Annotated in this window: 20 protein-coding genes and 1 pseudogene; 11 read left to right on the forward strand and 10 right to left on the reverse strand. The window is 55.3% G+C overall.

From position 1 onward, the window contains the following. A partial coding sequence (locus EGH23_RS18685; protein ID WP_220581502.1) for a heavy metal translocating P-type ATPase occupies positions 1-1,975 on the reverse strand: 1,975 nt, incomplete at its 3' end. Positions 1,976-2,165: 190 nt separating this feature from the next. Here EGH23_RS18685 and EGH23_RS18690 point away from each other — a divergent pair. Further along, positions 2,166-2,447, forward strand: coding sequence for a hypothetical protein (locus EGH23_RS18690; protein WP_220581503.1), 282 nt, complete (start codon positions 2,166-2,168; stop codon positions 2,445-2,447). Between the two features lie 58 nt (positions 2,448-2,505). On the opposite strand, the gene EGH23_RS18695 is transcribed toward EGH23_RS18690, so the two are convergent. From EGH23_RS18695 to EGH23_RS27255, 4 genes are all read right to left on the reverse strand, one after another. Then, positions 2,506-3,081 (reverse strand): YbhB/YbcL family Raf kinase inhibitor-like protein, encoded by a 576-nt coding sequence (locus EGH23_RS18695; protein ID WP_220581504.1) that lies wholly within the window; start codon positions 3,079-3,081, stop codon positions 2,506-2,508. Between the two features lie 103 nt (positions 3,082-3,184). Further along, positions 3,185-3,526, reverse strand: coding sequence for a hypothetical protein (locus tag EGH23_RS18700; RefSeq protein ID WP_220581505.1), 342 nt, complete (start codon positions 3,524-3,526; stop codon positions 3,185-3,187). A gap of 149 nt (positions 3,527-3,675) precedes the next feature. Beyond that, positions 3,676-4,482 (reverse strand): hypothetical protein, encoded by an 807-nt coding sequence (locus tag EGH23_RS18705; RefSeq protein ID WP_220581506.1) that lies wholly within the window; start codon positions 4,480-4,482, stop codon positions 3,676-3,678. 216 nt (positions 4,483-4,698) lie between these two features. Then, positions 4,699-5,076 (reverse strand): ATP-binding cassette domain-containing protein, encoded by a 378-nt coding sequence (locus EGH23_RS27255; protein WP_220581507.1) that lies wholly within the window; start codon positions 5,074-5,076, stop codon positions 4,699-4,701. A gap of 183 nt (positions 5,077-5,259) precedes the next feature. On the opposite strand from EGH23_RS27255, the gene EGH23_RS18715 reads away from it, so the two are divergent. Together EGH23_RS18715 and EGH23_RS18720 are read left to right on the forward strand one after the other, a co-directional pair. Beyond that, a complete protein-coding gene (locus EGH23_RS18715) occupies positions 5,260-6,423 on the forward strand; it encodes a hypothetical protein (RefSeq protein ID WP_220581508.1) in 1,164 nt (387 codons plus the stop codon). A 405-nt stretch (positions 6,424-6,828) separates the two neighbouring features. After that, the gene (locus EGH23_RS18720) at positions 6,829-8,310 is read left to right on the forward strand and encodes a hypothetical protein (protein ID WP_236044939.1); all 1,482 of its coding nucleotides are present in this window, start codon (positions 6,829-6,831) and stop codon (positions 8,308-8,310) included. Positions 8,311-8,392: 82 nt separating this feature from the next. On the opposite strand, the gene EGH23_RS18725 is transcribed toward EGH23_RS18720, so the two are convergent. Both EGH23_RS18725 and EGH23_RS18730 read right to left on the reverse strand, forming a co-directional pair. Beyond that, complete coding sequence (locus tag EGH23_RS18725; RefSeq protein ID WP_220581509.1) at positions 8,393-9,460, reverse strand: iron transporter; 1,068 nt, start codon at positions 9,458-9,460, stop codon at positions 8,393-8,395. A 392-nt stretch (positions 9,461-9,852) separates the two neighbouring features. Beyond that, positions 9,853-10,056 carry a hypothetical protein gene (locus EGH23_RS18730; protein WP_220581510.1) on the reverse strand — a complete coding sequence of 68 codons (204 nt, stop codon included), beginning with the start codon at positions 10,054-10,056 and terminating at the stop codon, positions 9,853-9,855. A gap of 288 nt (positions 10,057-10,344) precedes the next feature. Here EGH23_RS18730 and EGH23_RS18735 point away from each other — a divergent pair, with 288 nt between their 5' ends. The 3 genes from EGH23_RS18735 to EGH23_RS18745 all read left to right on the forward strand — a co-directional run bounded on the left by EGH23_RS18735 (position 10,345) and on the right by EGH23_RS18745 (position 12,117). Then, on the forward strand, positions 10,345-11,319 hold the full coding sequence (locus EGH23_RS18735) for a transcription initiation factor IIB (protein WP_220581511.1): 975 nt from the start codon (positions 10,345-10,347) through the stop codon (positions 11,317-11,319). Between the two features lie 142 nt (positions 11,320-11,461). Next, positions 11,462-11,839 (forward strand): winged helix-turn-helix domain-containing protein, encoded by a 378-nt coding sequence (locus tag EGH23_RS18740; protein WP_220581512.1) that lies wholly within the window; start codon positions 11,462-11,464, stop codon positions 11,837-11,839. Continuing rightward, entirely contained in the window at positions 11,836-12,117 is a 282-nt protein-coding gene (locus tag EGH23_RS18745) for a DUF7521 family protein (RefSeq protein ID WP_220581513.1), read from the forward strand. The genes EGH23_RS18740 and EGH23_RS18745 overlap by 4 nt, the downstream gene beginning before the upstream one ends. A 148-nt stretch (positions 12,118-12,265) precedes the next feature. On the opposite strand, the gene EGH23_RS18750 is transcribed toward EGH23_RS18745, so the two are convergent. The 3 genes and pseudogenes from EGH23_RS18750 to EGH23_RS18760 form a co-directional block, all read right to left on the reverse strand. Beyond that, the gene (locus EGH23_RS18750; protein WP_220581514.1) at positions 12,266-13,072 is read right to left on the reverse strand and encodes a sulfite exporter TauE/SafE family protein; all 807 of its coding nucleotides are present in this window, start codon (positions 13,070-13,072) and stop codon (positions 12,266-12,268) included. Continuing rightward, complete coding sequence (locus tag EGH23_RS18755) at positions 13,069-15,489, reverse strand: heavy metal translocating P-type ATPase (RefSeq protein WP_328766471.1); 2,421 nt, start codon at positions 15,487-15,489, stop codon at positions 13,069-13,071. The genes EGH23_RS18750 and EGH23_RS18755 overlap by 4 nt, the downstream gene beginning before the upstream one ends. A 400-nt stretch (positions 15,490-15,889) precedes the next feature. Further along, positions 15,890-16,109, reverse strand: a pseudogene (locus EGH23_RS18760) (IS5/IS1182 family transposase); the annotation flags it as partial. A gap of 600 nt (positions 16,110-16,709) precedes the next feature. Here EGH23_RS18760 and EGH23_RS18765 point away from each other — a divergent pair. The 5 genes from EGH23_RS18765 (at position 16,710) to EGH23_RS18785 (ending at position 21,472) form a co-directional block, all read left to right on the forward strand. After that, positions 16,710-16,874, forward strand: a complete 165-nt coding sequence (locus tag EGH23_RS18765) for a DUF1931 domain-containing protein (RefSeq protein WP_220581516.1) — start codon at positions 16,710-16,712, stop codon at positions 16,872-16,874. 80 nt (positions 16,875-16,954) lie between these two features. Beyond that, on the forward strand, positions 16,955-17,515 hold the full coding sequence (locus EGH23_RS18770; RefSeq protein ID WP_220581517.1) for a TATA-box-binding protein: 561 nt from the start codon (positions 16,955-16,957) through the stop codon (positions 17,513-17,515). 911 nt (positions 17,516-18,426) lie between these two features. Further along, positions 18,427-18,729, forward strand: coding sequence for a hypothetical protein (locus EGH23_RS18775; RefSeq protein ID WP_236044940.1), 303 nt, complete (start codon positions 18,427-18,429; stop codon positions 18,727-18,729). Between the two features lie 296 nt (positions 18,730-19,025). After that, positions 19,026-20,594 (forward strand): DUF8186 domain-containing protein, encoded by a 1,569-nt coding sequence (locus EGH23_RS18780; RefSeq protein ID WP_220581519.1) that lies wholly within the window; start codon positions 19,026-19,028, stop codon positions 20,592-20,594. Continuing rightward, a complete protein-coding gene (locus EGH23_RS18785; protein WP_220581520.1) occupies positions 20,591-21,472 on the forward strand; it encodes a hypothetical protein in 882 nt (293 codons plus the stop codon). The genes EGH23_RS18780 and EGH23_RS18785 overlap by 4 nt, the downstream gene beginning before the upstream one ends. Positions 21,473-21,475: the final 3 nt, after the last annotated feature.

Consider the following 21,475-nt stretch of genomic DNA (forward strand, 5'->3'; position numbering starts at 1 on the left):
CTTCGAGGAGGTCGAGACAGTTGTTGCGTTCACACAGCTGCTCTGCGGTTCGGGTGACAACCCCACCGTCGGTCGTCGCGTGGACGTGTGAAAGGTCGAAGCCGAGATCCTCGAACAGCCCGGGCTTTCCGGCGAAGTGGGGCGTCCCGTCAAGATTCGCCCGGACACCCTTCCCAGTAATGCTCTCGAACTCGTCAATCTCACGTTCGGCGACACCGGCTGCGCCCGCCTCTGAGACGATAGCTTCGCTGATGGGGTGTTCACTGCGCTGTTCGAGTCCGCGGGCACACCGAAGGACATCGTCCTCAGTGTTGCCGTTCAGCGGCACGACGTTGGTGACGGTGAGTTCGCCCTTCGTGAGCGTCCCTGTCTTGTCGAAGGCGACGATGTCGACCGCGCCCATCGCTTCGAGGTGGTTCCCACCTTTGATGAGGACCCCGTTCTTCGCGGCGCTGGTTATGCCCGACACGACCGAGACAGGCGTCGAGATGACGAACGCGCATGGACAGGCGAGCACTAGTAGGGTGAGACCGTAAACGACGGCTGTCGACCACGTTGTCCCAAGGATGTATGGACTGCCCACCGTGACGAGGACGGCGAACGCGACGACGACCGGCGTATAGTATGCAGAGAAGCGCTCGACGAACTGCTCGCGTTCGGTCTTGTTGGCTTGGGCGTCCTCAACCATCTCGACGATGCGGGAGAGCGTATTGTCGCCGGCCTCCGAAGTGACTTCCACTTCGAGGTAGCCCTCCTCATTGATGGTGCCGGCGTACACCTCGTCGCCGTCGGTCTTATCGACGGGCACGCTCTCACCAGTGATCGGTGCTTGGTTTACTGCGCTCTCGCCGTCAACGACCGTACCATCCATCGGAATCTTCTCTCCAGGTTTGACGACCACGATATCACCGACCGCAACCTCGTCGACTGGAATCGTCTCCTCGGTTCCGTTCCGTTTGACGGTCGCCTCGTCCGGAGAGAGATCCATCAACTCTTGGAGCGAATTGCGTGCACGGTCCATCGAGTAGCGCTCGAGGAGTTCCGCGATACTGAAGAGGAACGCGAGTGTGGCGGCTTCGAAATAGAGCGCCTCCCCGAACGCGAGACTTGCGACGAGCGCCCCGAGAATGGCGATCGACATCAGGAAGTCGATGTCAAGGTTCACATTCCGGGCGGAATAGTACCCGTTCCGGAGGATTTCCTGGCCGCCAACGGCGATGGCGATTAGAAATAGTACGTCTGCAACGAGGAGTTCGCTGCCGACGAAACTTGCGACCTGGATATTCTGCTCGAGGAGAACGAACTCGAAGAGGAGACCGAGTGCGACGAAGCCACCACTGATCCACGTCTTGATTGCACGTGCGCCCGTCCAGATCCGCTCCTGTGAATCGCGGTCGTCGCTGCCCTCGATGCCGTCGGCAGTAGTGTTTGTGACCTCGTAGCCCGCGCTCTCGATGGCGGCGACGATGTCTTCCGCAGTAACGGTCGTCGAATCGTACGTGACCGCAACCTTGCCGGTCGTTGGCTGCGGGTCCGACATCGACACACCAGCGACCCCCTCGAGCGCGTTCTCGACCTTGCCAGCACACGAGGGACAGTCCATTTCCGGGACTGTGAATTTCGCCGTGACCGCCCCGGAATTGTCGACATCGTATCCTGCTTTCTCCACACGGTCGACGATGGCGTCTGCTGTCGTCTGGTCGCTCTCGTAGGAGACAGTGAGTGTCCCTGTTGTCACCTGCGGGTCAACATCGTTGATGCCGTCGATTTTCTGGACGCTGTTCTCGACTTTCCCAGCACAAGACGGACAATCCATCTCGGGAACCGAGAACTGAGCGACGGTACCATCTTCTATTGCTGTCGTGCTTGCTTCGTCATATTCGTGATCATGATCGTGATCGTGCTCTTCGTCATCGTGGTCGTGTGCATGGGATTCCGCGGCCGCGTTGTGTGAATCCCGACCAGACGAGGTCATTATGGAACGCTAGACAGCCCTCTTTTATTAATCTAGCTGCTATATATGGGGGTGTAATTACACCCATATTATTAAAATATGGGCTCTAGATTATTAACACTGGCATGTCGACTTCGTATCTTTCGTAGCTAGGAGAGTGCTACTTAGAACAAACCGTGGTCTTACAGAACTACAGGAGTTAGGAGTTCGTATGACGATCACTCTTGACCAAGTTGAACTCCCGAATGGTGCTACAGTACGGACTGGCTCAACCATAGTTGTGCTCTCCACACTCACACAATTTCGTGGGAATCCGGGGTTGGGGACCGAGCGTAAAGTAAATGAAATACTCGTTGCAGAGGGGAGAGAAACCGACTTGGATGGAGATGTCCTGATTTCTTTCGAACAGTCACAGGAACCATTGTCACAGATTCGATTGAAGCAACTGGCATATGGCGTCGAAAATGGAGAGATTGTTCTCGGTGAAAAATAGCAGCATAATTTAAATCAGTAGATTCTTGACGGATTATCGGCTGCTGAACTCGTCACGCCTACTCCTGTTCGGTAGTCTTAGCCGAACGAGTGTATGTAACCGTGATTCGACTGCTTGCAAGGACGTTATTCCCGATCGCGTCTCTCGCTGTATCGTGGGTTGCGCCACCTTTCAGCGTGAGTTCCTCACTGAGTGCATGCACTTGGAACCGATGTTCGTATACTTTACCGGCTGGCGGACACGGCGGATTGTATCCGGGTGGCTGTCCGGGCCGTCGTCCCTGCCGAGCGCCATCAAGCGAGTCAACGGTTGCTGTTCGAGGAATATCCGCGGGAATCCTATTTTGCGTCGGGACGTTCCAGAGCGTCCAGAGTACTGGCTCATTGATCACGCCGCGATCATACTCGACTGCGACAGCTAGTGCAGCTGTCGGCTTGGGGATATTTTCGACAACAAGTGGTGGAGAAACTCCCGCTCCATCACATGTGAATCGGGTTGGTAACTCACTATTAGTAGAGAACGCTGGGCTTGAGGCGTTGAAATTCGCTGCTGACTGACCTGACGTACGTGCACAACCTGAGATTCCGGTAAAGAACGCCGCCCCGCCAGTCATTAGGAGTCGACGACGTCGCATAGTCTTGCTGGCTACTGAATCGTCATTTGTCTTTTGAAACCGCCATGAGCGTACGTGCTGGAACTCTGGTTATAGTATACTCTTTCAGTCTCGTTCAGTGTGTTCAGACCTGTTTCTCGGTGTTCGAGTCAAGCGAGAGAAAAAAGTGTAGATGCTTGAAGAACCAAATACCGCTGAGCGACGACACGATCATCCCGATAGCAAGCGTCTGTGTGATCTCGTATGCAACGACAGCTACCAGTGTCGAGAGCGCAACCACGCCAAGATATCCAATAACTGAGACAATCAAATCTGGACTGCGCCTTTCGTGTGGCCACTGAGAGAACCACTCAACAGACGGAGACTCCCTATCGTATCCGATCACGATCGCGAGGACGGTTATCGCGCTGATCGGAAGCGAGAGCAAGGCTATCGACACTGTTCCGGTCCATATCAGCGCACTCACGACAACCAGTACTGGTCCTGAACAAAGGATGATCTCGAGCCACGTTTGACTGATTCCAATCCAGATATTGCCAGAATGATACGACATTCTGTTGGAAGATGTTCACCGGGACATCAGGAGAACTTTCGGATACTCGCTCCCAGAGGTTACTACCAGACCAAGCGAACACTGACTACTAGGGAACCAATAGCCCACCCGAGCAGACCGATACTGTTCGCGAGGACCGACCCTGACTGGAGCGTTGCTGCAGATGCCGACTCAATAACGAGTGCTAATACGAGGCCACGGTACGCGCTGAGAGGACTCAGCGCGAGGAGCCATGGAAGTGAACTGGGAGACAGGACGTTCGTTGCAAGTCCGGTGAGGATCGCCACATCCAGCCCGAGTGCGAGCATGACGGCAACTAAGACGACCATCGAAATCGCTTGCTGCAACCGATTTACAGCAGCCGAAACGGCCGTTATGACTGTGAAAAACACTACTGCCGCTATCGTCGTCAGCACGCTAAAACGGACGAACAACAGTGCGCCATTGTACGCTGTTCGGCGGAGGAGATAGTCAGTCGAACCGCTAGGCGAGAGCTGAACTACTACTCCGACTATGAATAATGATGCGAGGACGATGCTGACGATAGCAGTCACTCGGCCGAGAAGGACACCACCGGTATACGCTACTCGTGGAATCGGAAACGAACGAACCATATCGAGCTCTCCTGAGAGGTCGTCGGCTAGAAGTGCACGATAGCCGAACGCGGCCCCTAAGACGACGAGGAGGGCCTCCAGTGGCGTGAGGATGCCCAGAATGACGGAAATGTACCCGGAGACACCGCCAATCGCACTGAGTGCGAGAACCGCAACTACAAAGCCCAGAGCGATAACCCCGTACGTCCGAGACCGAATGATTGTCCGAAATTCTCGCTCGAAGACAGCGAGCAGTCGGTTCTCTGAATCCGTCATCTCTCTGAAGTCTGAGGCCTTACCCGTACGTTCGATCCGACGTATGATAGTCGTACGGGTCCGTGTCCGTAGCGGGATGATACTGTTCTGCATAGGAATATTCGTCTGCAAGTCGTGCAGTTTTCTCTGGAGACACTGGTGAGGCGAGTGGCGCTGTATCGATGACGCCACTCGATCGGAGGCCCGGAACGACCGTCTGAAGTGCCCGAAGCATCGCTACGGCTGGCGACCGGACAAGCCGATGGTCTCGAGTATTCTGCCGGTATCGGTTGCATCGGCTAAGAGAGTGCCATAGAATTCGAGGGTTTCACGCACAGTCTGTGAAGCGCGAAGATTAGGATGCTGTGGCAAATAACCGATTGGCCGAGCTGACCCGGAGGGGCGAGCGATTGTTCCTTCTGAAGGAGTGAGTAATCCAGTAATGATTTGGAGCAGTGTGGTCTTTCCGGACCCGTTGGGCCCGACGAGTGCCAAGAATTCCCCTGTCTTGACCGACAACGAAATTTCGTCTAAGACAGTCACTGTGCCGAACTGATGACTGATATCGTCCGCAACGAAGATGGTATCCTCGCTTGAGCTAGTTGAGGATGGCACGGTCTCTCGATACTGAGATACGTGCTAGCCAAGTATGTGTCTTGTCTTGAGGTCGTTTGGGAAGCGCCGATAGTGACGGGATAGATCTCCGGTCATCAGTCATGGTTGTGTGCGAGGTCCACCTGTCGTCGCTACTCATCGGAATCAGTCAGGTAAAAGTGACTCGTCGGCTAAGGTCTACTAATGTCACTGGAACGGTCGTCCGCTCTTCGTTCGGTTCGGTTACTTTCAGTCTTTACCTTCTTTTTCGTCGCCCTCACACAAATTCCGGCCGTCTCTGCACACGGTGCGACCGCAACCGGTGGACTCTCCCAGAGACACGGGATCGTACTCGCCCTTATCGGCATTGTTATTCTTGGCGGCGCAACCATTTTGAAGCGGCGGCAAGCTATTACATCGACAACTGCCCTAATTGGTGTCTTCCTTGGAATCGTCGTGACTGCACTCGGGGCGATTCTCTTTGAGGGCCTGTCGCCAGACCCCTCCTACATGGCAAGCTCAATGCCATTCCCGCGTTCGTGGTACCCTCTTCTATCGCTATCCATCGGTTTCCTAATTATGATCATGAGCGCGCTTGTCGGCTGGTTTCGGTGGCCGACCCGACCACGATACACTGCCCTCGGGACCATGATGGGGTTATGGATCACATATCCGTATCTTATCCCCGGCCCAGCTAGTTACTCACACCCGCTAGGTTATAGTATCGTTCTGGGAACGCCCGTCCTCGTCGGATACATTATCTGGAAAGACGCGGGTCATGTGCTCCGGGCGGTTCTGCAGGATCGGGTCGCTCGCCGGTTCGGGATTGGTGTTGGTGTTGTTATCGCGTTCTTCTTCGTGTCTGCTACGGGGTATATTTCATTCTTTCCGGATGAAGGACTCCCCCACGAACGAGTGATTACCGTCCTCCCTGCGATTTACCAGCTCGTGAAGTGGCCGGTTCTCGAAGTGTATCTCCCACATATCCCGCTCTTCGTGGCAATATCGCCCGGACAGCTGATTATCGTCGGGATGTTGAGCACTCTCATTGGCTTGAATGCCACACTGATTGCTCGTCACTGGCGTGTCGAAGAACGCGCGGGGATGACAGAAGGCGCCGCCGGGAGTGCCGCTATCGTCGGTTCGTGTACCTGTGGCTGCTGTGGCCCGCTCGTCGCGAAGATCGCGGTATTGGCGGCCGGGCCGTCTATCGCGGCTCCACTCTATTGGATTTTCGTCGATTCAGCATCACCGCTGAGTACGCTATTTATCATCGCGAGTATCGTCCTGTTCACCGGAAGCCTGATCTACTCGGTCGAATCAGTGCAGCAATCCGCTAGCCCGACCGATATCGCCCCTGCTGATTGAATTGAGCATTTCGCTTGGCTTGATGGCTTTCTGTCCTGTTACTCTCAGTACAGCCGTTTCGACTGCTGAACCAGAACCGTTTCAAATACGACTCTGCTAGCGTTCGCTATCGAATACAGATTATAATGTCGCAGATACAAACTGCCGTACCTAAGGACGAAACACCGGCGGGCGAGTGTGGGTATTGCGGGCAACCATTTCCGACTACTGAGCGCCTCGTGCTTCACAAAGGACTAGAACATCCCGACCAACTCGACAAATCTGAGCGGGAGGCGTTTACGTCTACATTTTCTGCTGAAGACGATAGTCTCCGCCAGCTACGTTTAAAGATGCTTGGAGTGTTGATTCTCCTCTATTTTGCATTCCTGATGGTGTATGCCGTCTTCGCCTGATCCAGACACGAATATGGCACCCAATAACGAGACACAGACAAAGCAGTGGTCAGCAAAACAGGCCGTGAAGACAGCTCTCTCAGCAGCTTGCTTCAGATTCACCATACAGTTTTTGGCGTGGTTCTTGGCGTTCGTCTTTGTGGTTGATACTGTCGCAGCAGCAAACGGACTCACACTTTCGAAGGGGCCGCGGGATACACTCGCCATTCCGCGGTGGCTCTATCTCACGACAGGCGGTGCCACTATCGGGGCATCAGCACTCCTCGCAAGCTTCGTCACCGACAGAACATTCGTACGTAACCTCCACAGCTGGTCGCGAGCACTCCCCACAATCAAACAGTGGTGGCGCCCGATTATGTGGCTTGGTCGCGGTCTCGGCGTCGGCATGCTCATTCTGGCGATATATCTCGGGTTCACTGGCCCGGAGCTTCCGACCGCGAGCTTCACGATATTACTCGCGTTCGCTGGGCTTCGTGCTGGTCTGCCGATAGCAACCTATCTCATTGGAAACGTGTGGCCGATACTCAACCCGTGGCGGACTATCGCTACTGTTCTTCCCGCTGGCTTTCGCGAGTACCCGCACTGGTTGCATCGCTGGCCAGCCGTCGCTGGCTTGTTAGTTCTGGTCTGGGTCGAAGTGATTTTTCCGGTCAGCACCGTTCCAACTGTACTCGCTATGGGGATTGTTCTTTACTCGACGATAACGATTGCCGGTGCGGTCCTGTTTGGTCCACCATCGTGGTTTGACAACGCAGACCCACTCTCTGTTTTGTTTAGGCTGTACGGTGTTGTTGCCCCCATCCAACGGCACAACGGTGCGCTCCGGATAACGCTACCTGGGAGTGAACTACAGAATTCAGACGTAGTCTCGGATACCTCTGACGTTGCTTTCATCATCGCACTGATTTGGGAACTCACGTACAGCGGCTTCATTACTACTAGCGCTGGTGCAACGACTATCGAAACCCTAGTTGGTATCGTCTCGTTTGGAATCGTGGCCATTGAGACGCGGGCAATCGTCGTCTACACGATCTTGTTTTTCTGTGGCTATACCGTCTTTCTGGGCGCATACTGGTACGCGGGTCGCGTCTCACGACGCAGCACGGGTACCTACGTCACCGCTCAGACGATTGCATTTCAGTTCGCGCCACCACTCTTGGCAATTGCAGCGGGGTATCACCTTGCTCACTACGCCGGATTGTTTGTTTCGCTAAGCCCAGCACTCACCATGGCACTTACCGCTCCACTGTCCCCGCCGGCGAATCCGCTGGTTCTCTCTGTCCCATCTTGGTTTGAAGGGCTGAGTATTGCGGCCGTGCTTATTGGACATCTTCTAGCGATCTGGGTGGCACATGCAGCCGCATATGACGTCTTCTCCAGTCGTCTTGTCGCGATTCGGAGCCAGTATCCGTTCGTTGTGGTGATGGTTGGATATACAGTAATCAGCCTCTGGATTCTTTCCCTCCCTGGAGCTACGCCACCGTATTTGCCTTGATAGGCACTAGACCGTCCTATCGTAGCTACTCGCCCCATCTCATAATAGTCAAGTTCGAACGTGTGGACAGTGCCTAGCTTACTCAGACAGTGAACTCGATCGGTGGCATGTCGATAAAGGCAGTCTCGTAACCGTCGTGTCGTGCGAGTTGTGGCGGTGTCTGGACAGTAATTGAGACTGAGTCACCTGACTCGACCCCGGGGAGAGATGCCCCGTAATAACAACTAATCTCGGGGTCGAGCGATGCCTGTAGCGGCCCTTGAAAAACGGTCTTTTGTCCGCGTTTTACGGTTGTCGAGAGCGTCATTCGAGGCAGGATAACGCGGTTATACGGCGTTCGCGGTGAGACAATCATCTGCGGGCGACCCGCCTTCCCAAAGCGGGTCCCACCCTCGACAACAGTAATAAAGAACCTCGCGTCGCCAGAGGATCCTTCGCCGATTAACCGACCAGGAAGGTTGCTTTTTGGTGGTGCCACTGGTTTAGGTATCTTCTGCATTCCCATCAGGTCAACTGTCCCTCGTGAGCCTGCTTTCTCCCCTAACTGACGATACGTGAGATTATACGTTTCATCCGTATCGAATGTGAAACTCATCGTGGCGGATTGTGCCTCTGTGAACCGATTTTCGAATGGTTCTGTCCGATTGGTTTGAAGTGGGCCGACACGGAGCGTAATATCATATTGTCCCTCGCCGGGAAGCCCAATATTGTCTCCATAGTGAAACCCCATATTCGGTGAGAGCATTGGCCACAGATTATTACTGGCTACTTGGCCGCTGGTATCGCTGATTTCTGCAGAGATATCTAGTGGCAGGATTGTGTTCGTCTCGGTATCCCACGCGCTCACCATTAGGTGGAGTGAATCGTCAGGTTGGACAACAACTTTTGTCTTATTCGTTCCTGTGAGATTCCAGAAGCGGTGTGGGAACGAGTGCATCAGTGCAAATCCGACATCACCGGCGGTCGTCGTTCCGTATAGTCCCATCCCTTCGACAACCGCTGGGTAATAGACCGCCGTAGGACGATTCTCAACGAGTGGCGGGTCTCGCCATGCCGACTGAGTCTCGAAGCCGAGACTGCTGAGACACCCAGAGAGAGAGGTCCCTCCCAGTAGCCCAAGTCCACTTTTGAGGAGCCGTCGACGGTTCATTGTTCGATTGTTAGGCGGCAAACGAGTAGAAGTTCTGGTACAGTGCGCGAATCATTGCTGTAGTTGCTTGGGATCGGTTCGCGAATCTCAATACAACTATAGGGATTAGCAAAAGTTCTCTATTTTCCAACGTAGCGGGATGCTGACTTGCTGAGGTCGGCTTGCGAGAGATAGAGGATGGATTCAACAGCTACAGAACGACAATACGTGGTTACTCACGGAGAAAGCTAGTGGTGACATCCTCCCCGCCGTAAACGGCGAGGCTTCCCGTCCCGCAGGCTGGGATAGTTGCCGGTCTACGACACGACTTGGTCTCTCGTCTTCGCCATACCGAGCGTTGAGATAAGAGCCCCGATGATTCGGAGAGGGGTATTCGTGAGCCGAGACGAGTTTCAATCACGGTAGGTCAGCATGGGGAATTCGGCGAAGACAACAGAGAGGGCCGACCAGTTGACCCACCACCGCCATTTACTGTCATCGATTGGCCAGAGACGATGGTCGGGAACAAGTGCACTGATGGCGTATCCGACGATTAAGATGATGTCGACGACAAATGCGGCGAAGAGGGCCCGGTTCGACGGAGATTGCGAGGACATGTCTCCGCATTGTTGCTAACTCGCCAAACTATTTGGGGACGACGTCTATAGGTTTGCTACACAGTCGTCTTGACGGGTAACTGATTCACGCAGTGTATCGGTCACCGCGGCTCTGACAGAGGTTCGAGAGCAGTTGATTCGGATGTGCGGGCTCCTTTGCTAATTTCTATAGAACCGCGGATTCCCAATGTATGGGAAATCGACGCACGTTCTTCTGGCTACCCCTCATCGTCCGTGATAGAGACACACTCGGAGTGCCCATGTGCCGCTATTCGAGGTCGATTACGCATGACCAATCCGCAACTCGATATAGAACAGACTGATATAGAGGAGCAGCAAACAGCTACCAAGTCCCAGTCGCTGTCGTCGTGTCCGGAATGTGATGGGCAGGTCGTCCACGACGAGGAACACGGGGAGACCACCTGTGGGGAGTGTGGGCTCGTCCTCGATGATACCTCGATTGATCGGGGACCGGAGTGGCGGGCTTTCTATCACGACGAACAGGAAGAGAAAAGTCGGGTTGGTGCACCGACGACCCACCTCATGCACGATAAGGGACTCAGCACGACGATTAGCTGGCAGAACAAGGATGCACATGGACAGTTGGTTTCCACGCGGAAACGGGAGCAACTACAGCGCCTGCGGACGTGGGACGAGCGCTTTCGAACGAAAGGCGCCCATGAACGGAATCTCAAACAAGCACTCGGCGAGATTAGCCGTATGGCATCCGCACTCGGTGTGCCGGACCCAGTTCGTGAAACCGCGGGAGCGATTTACCGACGGGCAGTCGACGAGAACCTCCTTCCTGGGCGGTCCATCGAAGGGATATCGACGGCGTCATTGTATGCGGCAGCCCGGCAACACGGCACCCCGCGGTCACTCTCGGAGTTCGCGATTGTCAGTCGGGTGAAAGAGATCCGCATCCAGCGAGCATACCGATACATGTCCAGAGAACTCAACCTACAGATCGAACCGGCGGATCCACTCGAATATGTACCCCAATTTGCATCGGCACTCGAGATAAGCGATGAGGCGACCCGCCAGGCGCGAGACCTCCTTAGGACCGCGAAAGCGGAGGGCGTTCATAGCGGCAAGAGCCCAGATGGACTCGCGGCGGCGGCGATCTACGCAGCGACACATCTCACAAACGAGCAACTGACACAGGAGACAGTTGGCAACGCCGCACACGTAAGCAAGGTCACGGTTCGGACCCGGTACAAAGAACTTCTTGAAGTCTACGCGGCAGACAGTGGAGACGTCTGATGCCGGTTTCTCTGGTTTACAGCTGTGGCAAGCCAGCTCTGAATGCAAGACCAGCGACGGATATGCTTCGAAGCGTCTGTCACCCTTGCCCGTTCAACTCGTAATCGAATGGCCTTTCCGAAGTACCTTCGACAATCGACCGATGGTGAGTGAGCCAGCGTCGTCTGAGGATACGCCATCGTTACAGGATATCCTGGATGCGCTGGACGACCCCGACTGTCGGGCCATTCTCCGCGAAACAGCCGAACCCATGACTGCGAACGAACTCATCGACGCCTGTGAGATATCGAAATCGACACTGTACCGGAAATTAGACCGCCTCAGTCAAGCATCGCTCGTTCGAGAACGCGATGTGATCAATCCCGGCGGTGGACGAACCACGAAATATGAACGGGACTTCGACGACGTCACGATCTCCATGGACGAGACAGACACCTTCTCGGTGACAATTGATCGACCATCCCGCCAGTCCGATGAACGCCTCGCTGATATCTGGTCGAAGATGGGAGACGAACTATGACCTGGGTCGATACGGCCATCATTGTCGTAAAGACGGTAATTCTCCTGCTTGGAGGGGGGATTACGTATATTGCTTATAAGGCCTATCGTCGAACTGGGGCACCATCGTTACGTGTACTTGGTGTTGGATTCGGCATTATCACACTCGGGGCACTCCTCGCTGGAATCGCCAATCAGGTCCTGTCGGTGTCCCTCGAGATGGGTGTCTTGATCAATAGCCTGCTTGTTGCGGTCGGGTTTGCAGTCGTTATGTACTCACTCTATCTAGAACGCGGATAGGATTGTCTGAATATGTCGTGTGGCGTCCAATCGAAAAAGCGGTAGCCTGAGCAGCGAGGCTTAATAGAACACATGGTTGTCGGTTCGGAGTTTGGCCGAAGAGAAGTCTGAGTCAGGCCACAAATTCCAGGTGAACAATCGCACACTCTCAAAACGGTTGGTAAATGGGGACCTCAACGTGGGGAACGGAGACGCCAAGAAGCGCTAGGCTATGAGCGAGAGGCATCCAGCCCATGAACAGAAAAGCGACACCAAGTGCACGATGCAGATATGCACGGCGCGTCGGATTCACTGATTGCACGATTGTTCCATAGAGGAACAGCGTCGGGAACGTCCCCAGACCGAGCGTTCCGAGAGTGAGGATGCCCATACTCGGGGAGCCATGAGCGAAGGCATATAGAAAGGCCGGATACAGCAATGGGCAGGGAAGCAGTCCATGCACTAACCCCAGCCCGATAATCCCGTTCCCGGTCACCCGGTCTTCAAGTTTCGAGGTCAAGGTGCTAAAAAGGCGGATGAACCGACCGCTGCCGAGGATGTCATAGCTGCCGTGATGACCCAGTGTGTAGCGCGCACCGACGACGAGAATAACGGTCCCGACGACGAGCCCGGTGCTCACGCGGACAACGGTCCCGACGACAGTGACGACACCTGCAGCATCGAAGACCAACGATCCAGCGAGACCGAACACGCCGCCCAGAACCGCGTAACTCACTGTTCGGCCGAAATTGAAGAGTGCGTGTTGGCGTACTTCGTAGAGGGAGAGGAAGCCATCAGCACCACGCTTCGGCGCGGCAGCCAACTGTTCCGAGTACATCGTCACGAGTGGGCCACACATCCCCAGACAATGAGCGCCACCAAGCAGGCCGACCACGAAGAAGACGATTAGTTCGGTGCTGGCAGCGGCCGCGATTCCAGCACCGTGTAGCGGAATACTGATAATAGTCCCAGTCATCGGTCTGGTTTGGCTGCGCTGACAGTTTGGTTCGACGACGAGAGCGGTCGTGTGGAATTCATCACCACGAGTAAACTACTCGACGCCATGGCCACCGAGGCGAAAAGCGGGTTCAAGGCGCCAGCGAGTGCCAGTGGAATCGCGATAGCGTTGTAGAGGAAGGCCCAGCCGATATTCTGTTTGACGCGACGGTTCGTAGCGGCTGCGATGTCAAAGACTGTTGCTATGGACGCAAGGTCGTCGTCGACAATAGCGATGTCGGCAGCATCGACAGCAAGCGCAGTCCCGCTGCCGAGCGCGATACCGAGGTCTGCGCTTGCGAGCGCTGGCGCATCGTTCGTTCCATCGCCGACCATCGTAACTTGCTTCCCGGCCCCCAGCTGTCTGACCGTCTCGGCTTTCCCTTCCGGCGGTACGCCCGCAAACACATGATCGACGTGTGTATGCTGGCGGAACGTACTGGCCGCATCAGAATCGTCGCCCGTGAGAACAACGACTTCGATATCGCGGTCGTTCAGTTCAGCTACTGTGTCCGCCCACCCATCACGGGGTTCATCACCTACGACAACGATACCCTCCGCTCTGCCGTCACGTCCGATAACGACAGGGAGGTTCCCGGATTCGGTAGCGGCCGTCGCTTGCGTTCGAATCTCGCTTGGCACCGACCAGCCCTGAGTGTCAAAGAGTGCAGGATGGCCAACGAGTACCGCCCTGTCTCCAACGGTTCCCTGCACGCCCTTCGTGTAACTCTTGAAGGCGGTCACGTCACGCTGGGCTTCTGGCTCGTCAGTGTCTTTGATGACGCCTCCATCGGCGTGTGTTGTGGTCTCGTCTTCTGACGGATCGCCACTGCTTACGACCGACGTCGGAGCGACTGCGTCAGTGATCGCCTCAGCCACTGGGTGGGACGACCGCTCCTCTACCATCGCAGCCATCTCAAGGAGCTCTGTCGGTGCGTCCGTCTCGATAACATTCATCTGGCCTGTGGTGAGTGTCCCGGTCTTGTCGAAAACGACGACGTCCATCCCCCGAAGGCGCTCAAAGACAGTATCGTCGAACACGACGATTCCCTGCTCCATCGCTTCTCGAATCCCCGACGACACTGCGAGTGGTGTCGCCAGCCCGAGAGCGCAGGGACACGACACGATGAGGACGGTAAGCGCAACAAGGAGTGCGGTCGTCACTGGTGCGCCGAGGGCGAGATACGACACCCCAGCGACGGCTGCGAGGATAAGGACAAGCGGGACGAAAACCACTGCGAGCTTGTTCGCGAGTTTTTGCGTCCCGTTCGTTGCACTCTGAATGTCCCAGAGGACGTCGACGATGCGGTCGAGACTACTCGGGGCGCCATCGTCAACAGAGACGACGGCCGCACCACTCGTCACCAGGGTGCCGCCGACGACATCGTCGCTTGGCGCTTTCGTAACTGGCAGTGATTCCCCCGTAACCACCGCTTCGTCGATGGTACAGCTGTTTTCTCGGAGAGTCCCATCTACGGGGACGCGCTCGCCTTCGCGAACGAGAATAGCGTCACCGCCTGTCAGATCTGTGACGGCCACCTGTTCTGTCTGGCCGCCGTCGTTGAGCAAACGCGCGTCGTCTACCTGTGCAGTCGTGAGCTCGGAGAGACGCTTCGTCGCCTGTCGTTTTATCGTCGATTCGTAGTACGTCCCAGCTGTGACGACGAGAATTATCGCAACGGTAACGTCGTAGTACACATGGTTGTATATCGCGTCGATAACGCCGATCTGGACGAGAAACACGGCGATTGTACTATAGAGATATGCGCTCACCGCCGCCAGTGACACGAGCAGGTCCATATTCGGCTGTCGCATTCGAAGACTGACGTATGCTCCCCGTAGCAGTGGTCCGCCAGTATAAAACAGAACGAGACTCGTGAAGAAAAAGAGGAAGTAGTAGAAGTAACGCGCCGACGCAACCAGTTCACGAGCGAGTTCCATCGACCGACCTGAATAGAGTACCCCGAAGTGGACTGGATACAGTGAGATGATATACGGCAGCATGACCATCATCCCAAACATAACTCCAGCTGCCAGCCGCCACGTGAGTTCCTCTTCAGTTCGCTGACGTGCTAAGTCGTCGTCGCGGTGCAAGGCTGTGTACGCGCCTTGGCTGAAGACGTCTAATAGTGCTGATTCGGACAGTTCGTTACTATCGTAGTCAACTCGAACGGTTTCGGTCACGTAACTTGCGCTGGTGTCGGCGACGCCAGCAGTTACGTTCGCGACGGACTCCAGGAACGCCTCACAGGTTGTACAGTGCATCCCAGTAACCCGAAGAAACGTCCGATCATAGCCCTCGGGTGGCCCATCATGTGTGGCGTTTTTATCGTCCGCAACGGCCGCTTGAACATCGGCCGCAGTGACGTCGTCTATATCACCAATGGTCGCCTGCACCTCGCGACAACCAGTACAGCAAAAGCGGTCACCAGAGTCGTTTGTTACTGGATTTGTCGAGAGTGGGAGTCCACAAAGCGCACAGCCTACGTCTGCATTCGCTTGCTCAGAAGCCACTGTCGTCGTCTCCCGTCACCACTCGGCTGACTAGTCGGGCAATGACCGCTACGACATCGCTGTCGGCGGTGACATCCCGCTGGTACGCCGGTGAGTCCATAGTGGCGCTCCTACCGTTCTGTGGCAATCTATGCATATCAGTGTTCGGCCACTGCGGCGGACGATGGTGCGACTATAGTAGAATCTGGAAGTCTTTGCAAGGATACTCGCTGAAGACCGGCGTAGCTCGTTGGTTCTCAGTAGTCTGGTGAGAGATGTGAGTAGATACTTCTGAAGATTACTATAGCGTGGAGTGATCGGAGAGACCGGCCGCGTCAAGGCCGACCTCCCCGAATAATTGTGGCATCTCACTCAGCAAATCAAGTGCTTCTCAGTAGGATTTTCCAAGTAAACCCACGATAATGCAGCGACACCACCGAATACTCGGCAACTTCGCCTCGCTCACCAACAGTATTTTTAGCTAACTGGACTGCTTTGCTCGTGAAGCGGGAGATCTTAGACATGAATCATCGGCGGTTTCCCGATTCATTTCCCTAGTTCCAACGGTCGAAACTGACGCCTTCCAGCGGTTTACCAGAGCCTGTTGGGCGATACATATGACTGGAATGGCCGCTGTACGGCGATGTCGAAAACAGCCGAGCGGCTTGACACCAGCCCACGGCCGACAGCATGGCGTATGTTACTACGAGGGTGTCAATACCGGCAACTACCTACCGCTCCCTTTGACGACAATAACAGAGGACAGCGTGGGATTCCTAACGTCGCACTCCTACACGTGGGTTCGGGTTATCGCGACGACCTCTGATGTCCGTCCCATCTCCGAGTACGTCGATGATGCTGGCACTGATCTCCCTGACATCGACCGTTGCGTATCGCGACCTAACTTTTATCCAAAAGAAGGTCACCTCTAATTTGATACGAATGGCAGTAGCGAGTTATTAGGTGGGACAACTGTGGTCAGTGCCATTCTCGCAGGCGATAGTCTCGCCTTGCTCCCGGAAGACGCACAGGACTAGATGATAGTGTGACCCGGATCACTGCTATCTAAGCGGCAACTCGCAGCTCAAACCCTCTTATAGGAGACACGAATAGTCCTCACTGGAATGTCTTTCATTGTCAAAGCAGCTGTGAAGGATGCACTGTCGGAGCAGAATGTCTCGGCGGATTTCTATGAGGCACTTGATGATGAAGTCAACGAACTGCTTGAGGACGCTGCCCAGCGTGCTGAAGCCAACGATCGAAAGACGGTCCAAGCACGCGATCTCTAAGGCACACTCGGACCAATTTTTGTCTCGTTCGCGCTGAACCAGGCCCTGTTTTAAGAGGTGTGTGGGAGCACGGTACTACTATGAGTCTCTCAGCGGAGTCGATCACAGTAGAGAACGTCGTCGCATCTAGTGATATCGGCCAGGAACTTGATCTCGACTCACTTGCAATGGACCTAGAAGGAAGTGACTACGATCCCGAGAATTTCCCCGGCCTCGTCTATCGGATGCACGATCCCAAGGCCGCGGCATTGATTTTCCGCTCGGGAAAAGTGGTGTGTACCGGGGCGAAAAGTGTAGACGCTGTCGAGACTGCCCTCGGCCAAGTCTTTGATGAACTCCGTAGCTTGGGCGTCGAGGTTGACGACTCACCAGCGATCGATATCCAGAATGTCGTCTCGAGCGCTGATCTAAAGGCGAACTTGAATTTGAACGCGATTGCAATCGGGCTCGGTCTCGAGCATATCGAGTACGAACCAGAGCAGTTCCCGGGCCTTGTCTATCGACTCGACGACCCAGATGTCGTGGCACTACTGTTCGGCAGCGGGAAACTCGTCATCACGGGTGGCAAGCGATTGAGCGATGCTGAAGACGCGCTCACCGTAATCGAAGACCGACTCACCGATCTCGGCTTACTGGACTGAGAAGTTTGTGTGATGAACTGGTCGCTGTGCTTGATAGCGGGGAAATAGATCGTCTCGGACGTCGCTTGACAGTAACTGAGATTTTCTCCATGTCACCACTATCCGTGGCTCGGAGGTCTACTACCTGCTAGTTCAGCCACTCACAGCTTCTGGAGTCCGCTCTGCCTTGCGGTGAGCCCGTTCCCAGTATGAATTGTAGAGATTGATGCCCCAGTCGACGACGGTCTGGTTGGTAGTCGTTGGTTGGCTACTGCTGATCGGGTACTCATGATAAACCTCTCGTCGGCCAGAGGCACACAAAATCGCATCTTGAGTTAGATTCCCCCATAGTGAATGTAGCTCGGTGTATGTATGTGTGAGAAAAGTACAGAACAAAAATGCATTCTATAGTGGGGTAATTGCTAAGAAAGTCATCTGACTGAAACTAGTATTACGCCTCTGAACCGCGGCTTTCTGGACATCCAAGAAATATCCGTATTCGCTCTACCCCCTAAAGGGGGGTAGAGCTCATATGGGGCAGAACCAATGGCTGCCGGTACATTTTTTATCTACCCACTTGTGAATCTCATCGAGATTGGAGTTGATTTCACAGAAATCGCGGCATTAAAATTCAAATAAATCTGACATCGGTTTAGACGAGATCACCTCCGCGGTGACCGGATTCGTGTGATGCAGTCCGGTCGTGGAGGTGATCAAGGGCCACCAGTAGCATCGCCAGCCAACCAGAGCAATCAGTAGCAAACCTCAATATGAGTATCAAACCGACCTCCGCCGACGACTCGCCCTCTAATCAGACTCGCCGAACTTTCCGTACCCGTGCCCGGGCAGTACTGCTCACGGCATTCAGCAACCCTCGGTTTCGGTCGCTTCTCCAGCTGTCGCTTATTACCATCCTCTTCAGTGGGTCGGCGATGGCTCAGACAGAAGTTGGCTCGGTGTACTGTGGAACGGCTGTCGAAACTGCGATTAGTGTTGTCTTCGGCGCATTAGCGGCGTTGGGACTGCCAGCAGCGATGATCTTCACTGGCCGAAGTGGGCTTTCGTACATGCGCTCGACCGGGAACCCGAATCAGCAAAACGAGGCCCGGCGCGACCTGATTCTCTCGATGACTGGGCTGGGAATCGTGTTCTTGGCTATAATGGCGCCGGAGATTATCAACAAGTTCGGTAGCGAGATCGGCTTCTCGTTCTCCAACTGCGTCAGCCCGTTCTAACGACACTCCCCGATTCACCTGAAATGTCGCTGCTACGCCGATTCGTCGTGATTGCGGTGGTCGCCAGTAGTTTGGTGACGCCAGCTGTCGCTGTCTCGCCACAGGAGACTGCAGCATCAGAATCGAGTACGTCCACAGGGAAGTGGGCGTCTCAAAGCGGTGGAGCTGGCAATCCGTGTGGTGTAGATGAGCCGGCCCGTTCGAGACGGCCGGGAACGAAGCCGCCGAACTACACCCACACGTTCTATCCGCCGGCATTTCGGGCGTATTGGTCGGGAGACTCGGACTATGTGGACGTGAGTAACGAATCAGCTGACTCCTCGACGAGCCCGGCCGGTCACATCGCCTGTTCAGGAGACGTGACGTTCCGCAAACCTCCGGCCGTCGAAGCGTGGAACGACCGTGAACTCGAACGCTACAATAACAGTAGTCAGTCGCGGTACCCGGCACGGGTCGAGTCGACCGATAGCCTCGTGGCAAACACGTCGTACGTTGAGATTTTCTCAATCAACCCGTCGACGGTCGTCCACACCGAGACAGGAGTGACACAGTACGTCCGTCCGAACGGGACGGTTCGCACGGTTGGTAGCTACAATGGCTCAGCACTTGGCTGTGCGAACACGAGCGACTCCTGTGTCCTCGAGTCGGTGAGCGTCAACGAGGTTGGCCTGTACGCTAACGGAACGCGACAGGACACGGCGACGTCGCCGACCGCGGAGCTCCAGTACCGGAATCTCACCGGCCCGACAACACTGACTGTCCGGCTGTCGCTCGCGGTGACGGTGAATCAAACAACCGTCACTGGCGACAGCAATATCACGACATACAATCGCACGCTACGCGATTCGCGGCAGGTTACTGCCTACGAAGTGACGCCGTCGGACGTCGAGGTGTCGTTGGCAAATCATCGTAATAGTACGGGTGCAAGCCTCGCGGTGCCGCAGTTGTGGCGGAGTGTGACGTTCGAGACGGGCGACGTGGTGTATAGTCGCTGGCGGTTCTACACGCGAAGTCCGCCGGGCTGGGAGCGCTGGAACACGTCTTCGGGAACGAACGTCTCATCGGCCCAGCGGGTTCGCCCGCTGCAAGTTCACGCCATACCGGCACGGCAAGGACCGCTGGCGAATCTTGACCAGCACTCCCTCGCTAGGGATGCACAGTTCTTCCAGTTTGGTGACGACTACGACCGCATCCAGCGGGAGTTCGTCGTGTCCTATCGAAACGGAACGACGGCGAACAAGTCCCAGCTACCAGTGGAGGTCCAACTGACTCAATCCCGCACTCATACTCGAACGGAGCGGTTCACGCTTCGAGCGAACGACACGCACCCGCTGAGTGACTATCGGTCGCCGACGGTGCATGGAATCGTTCGCGGAGAGAGGGCGGAAAGTCGACTCTCGACGACGGCTGTCGTGGATGCTTACCCGGCTAACATGAGTGCGACGGTGGTCAACAGGACCACGAACGGAACGACGCTGGCGGTGACTGTACGCTCGACCCGTGGGTATCCCGTGGACTTCGGGAACGTGACCGTGGTCGCTCGCAACAGCACGCGAACACACACGCTCAATCCCGGCGAACGTGGGGCGTTCAATATCACGGTGCCGGAGCGGGCCCTCGACCGGGTGACGCTGACCTACAGCTCGAAGTACTACTGGTGGGAGCAGGGCAATCCGGTAGTCAGCGATATCGTCGCGACCGAACGGACGACGACTGCGGAATGGCTTGAGGCGGGTCATCCGAAGTTCGTGGATATCGCGAATATAGTGGTCGTGACGATACTGTGGTTCCTGCCGCTCGGGCTGTTGCTGTACGGTTTCGACGTGTGGACGAACGGACGGTTACTTGGAGTGTATTCATCATGACAGACAAGAACTCTCAATCGGCAGTATCGACTTGCATCGACCGACGGGGCCTCCTTGGCGCAGTTGGAGGTGGGATGGCAGCGCTCGCTGGATGCAGCAATATTGGTGGCTCGTCGAACGGGACCGCTTCGGAACCGACTGCGACGCAGAGCCCAAGTTCGAAGTCAGATGCGCTGAAGTCGCTCACATTCGAGCCAAAACCCGACACGAGTCCGCAGATAATAGCACATGTTGAGTTGGCGGAGGATTCCCGAATTACACAAATCGGGCTAATAAACGGGATGGGGAACGAGGTCCATCGAGCGTTTATCTCCGCCAATGAGACAGTCGCTAGCTTTCTCGTTGCCCGAATTGGCGACGATCCATCCAAGCGGATTACGCGAGGCGAGAATACGCTGGTCTTGGTCGGCGAGGAAACAGATGTCGAGATTCCAGTGACGTACTCAGCGTCGCTTGAACTTCGGGGTGTCATTGGTCCCGACGAATCCGATGAGTTTCCGCCGTCACACCGTCGAAATCGACGTCATATCGGACTCATTGTAGAAAACACTGGGCAGCACGCCGATATTGCTCAGAAAGTCGTCTCGAAAGACGGTCCACATACGGAAGCCTTCGACAAGACAACTCATGAGTATGACCTTGACTCGATGATTAAACCGGGAGAGAGAAAGCTTCTTCCAGTGCGCAACTACCTGGCGGAGTTATTCGAGTGTTCAGAAAGCTATACTCGAGAGGCTAGTATGACGCTACAATCGGCATTTAGTGAACAGGTTCCTTTCACCCAAACATTCAGCTATAATCCGACTGAAAACTCTTGTAGTCTCTCGCTGAAGGGAAATTATACTGTTGTCGAACAGATGGAGACGAAGACTCCCTAAGCG

Source organism: Haloarcula nitratireducens, from assembly GCF_019599505.1.

What these genes read in the sequence shown, in the direction of transcription:
- EGH23_RS18765 (WP_220581516.1), top strand. Translation starts at nt 16,710, where the DNA reads ATGTCTTTCATTGTCAAAGCAGCTGTGAAGGATGCACTGTCGGAGCAG.
- EGH23_RS18750 (WP_220581514.1), bottom strand. Translation starts at nt 13,072, where the DNA reads ATGACTGGGACTATTATCAGTATTCCGCTACACGGTGCTGGAATCGCG.
- EGH23_RS18775 (WP_236044940.1), top strand. Translation starts at nt 18,427, where the DNA reads ATGGCTCAGACAGAAGTTGGCTCGGTGTACTGTGGAACGGCTGTCGAA.
- EGH23_RS18720 (WP_236044939.1), top strand. Translation starts at nt 6,829, where the DNA reads ATGGCACCCAATAACGAGACACAGACAAAGCAGTGGTCAGCAAAACAG.
- EGH23_RS18745 (WP_220581513.1), top strand. Translation starts at nt 11,836, where the DNA reads ATGACCTGGGTCGATACGGCCATCATTGTCGTAAAGACGGTAATTCTC.
- EGH23_RS18725 (WP_220581509.1), bottom strand. Translation starts at nt 9,460, where the DNA reads ATGAACCGTCGACGGCTCCTCAAAAGTGGACTTGGGCTACTGGGAGGG.
- EGH23_RS18730 (WP_220581510.1), bottom strand. Translation starts at nt 10,056, where the DNA reads ATGTCCTCGCAATCTCCGTCGAACCGGGCCCTCTTCGCCGCATTTGTC.
- EGH23_RS18690 (WP_220581503.1), top strand. Translation starts at nt 2,166, where the DNA reads ATGACGATCACTCTTGACCAAGTTGAACTCCCGAATGGTGCTACAGTA.
- EGH23_RS18715 (WP_220581508.1), top strand. Translation starts at nt 5,260, where the DNA reads ATGTCACTGGAACGGTCGTCCGCTCTTCGTTCGGTTCGGTTACTTTCA.
- EGH23_RS18705 (WP_220581506.1), bottom strand. Translation starts at nt 4,482, where the DNA reads ATGACGGATTCAGAGAACCGACTGCTCGCTGTCTTCGAGCGAGAATTT.
- EGH23_RS18735 (WP_220581511.1), top strand. Translation starts at nt 10,345, where the DNA reads ATGACCAATCCGCAACTCGATATAGAACAGACTGATATAGAGGAGCAG.
- EGH23_RS18695 (WP_220581504.1), bottom strand. Translation starts at nt 3,081, where the DNA reads ATGCGACGTCGTCGACTCCTAATGACTGGCGGGGCGGCGTTCTTTACC.
- EGH23_RS18785 (WP_220581520.1), top strand. Translation starts at nt 20,591, where the DNA reads ATGACAGACAAGAACTCTCAATCGGCAGTATCGACTTGCATCGACCGA.
- EGH23_RS18740 (WP_220581512.1), top strand. Translation starts at nt 11,462, where the DNA reads ATGGTGAGTGAGCCAGCGTCGTCTGAGGATACGCCATCGTTACAGGAT.
- EGH23_RS18770 (WP_220581517.1), top strand. Translation starts at nt 16,955, where the DNA reads ATGAGTCTCTCAGCGGAGTCGATCACAGTAGAGAACGTCGTCGCATCT.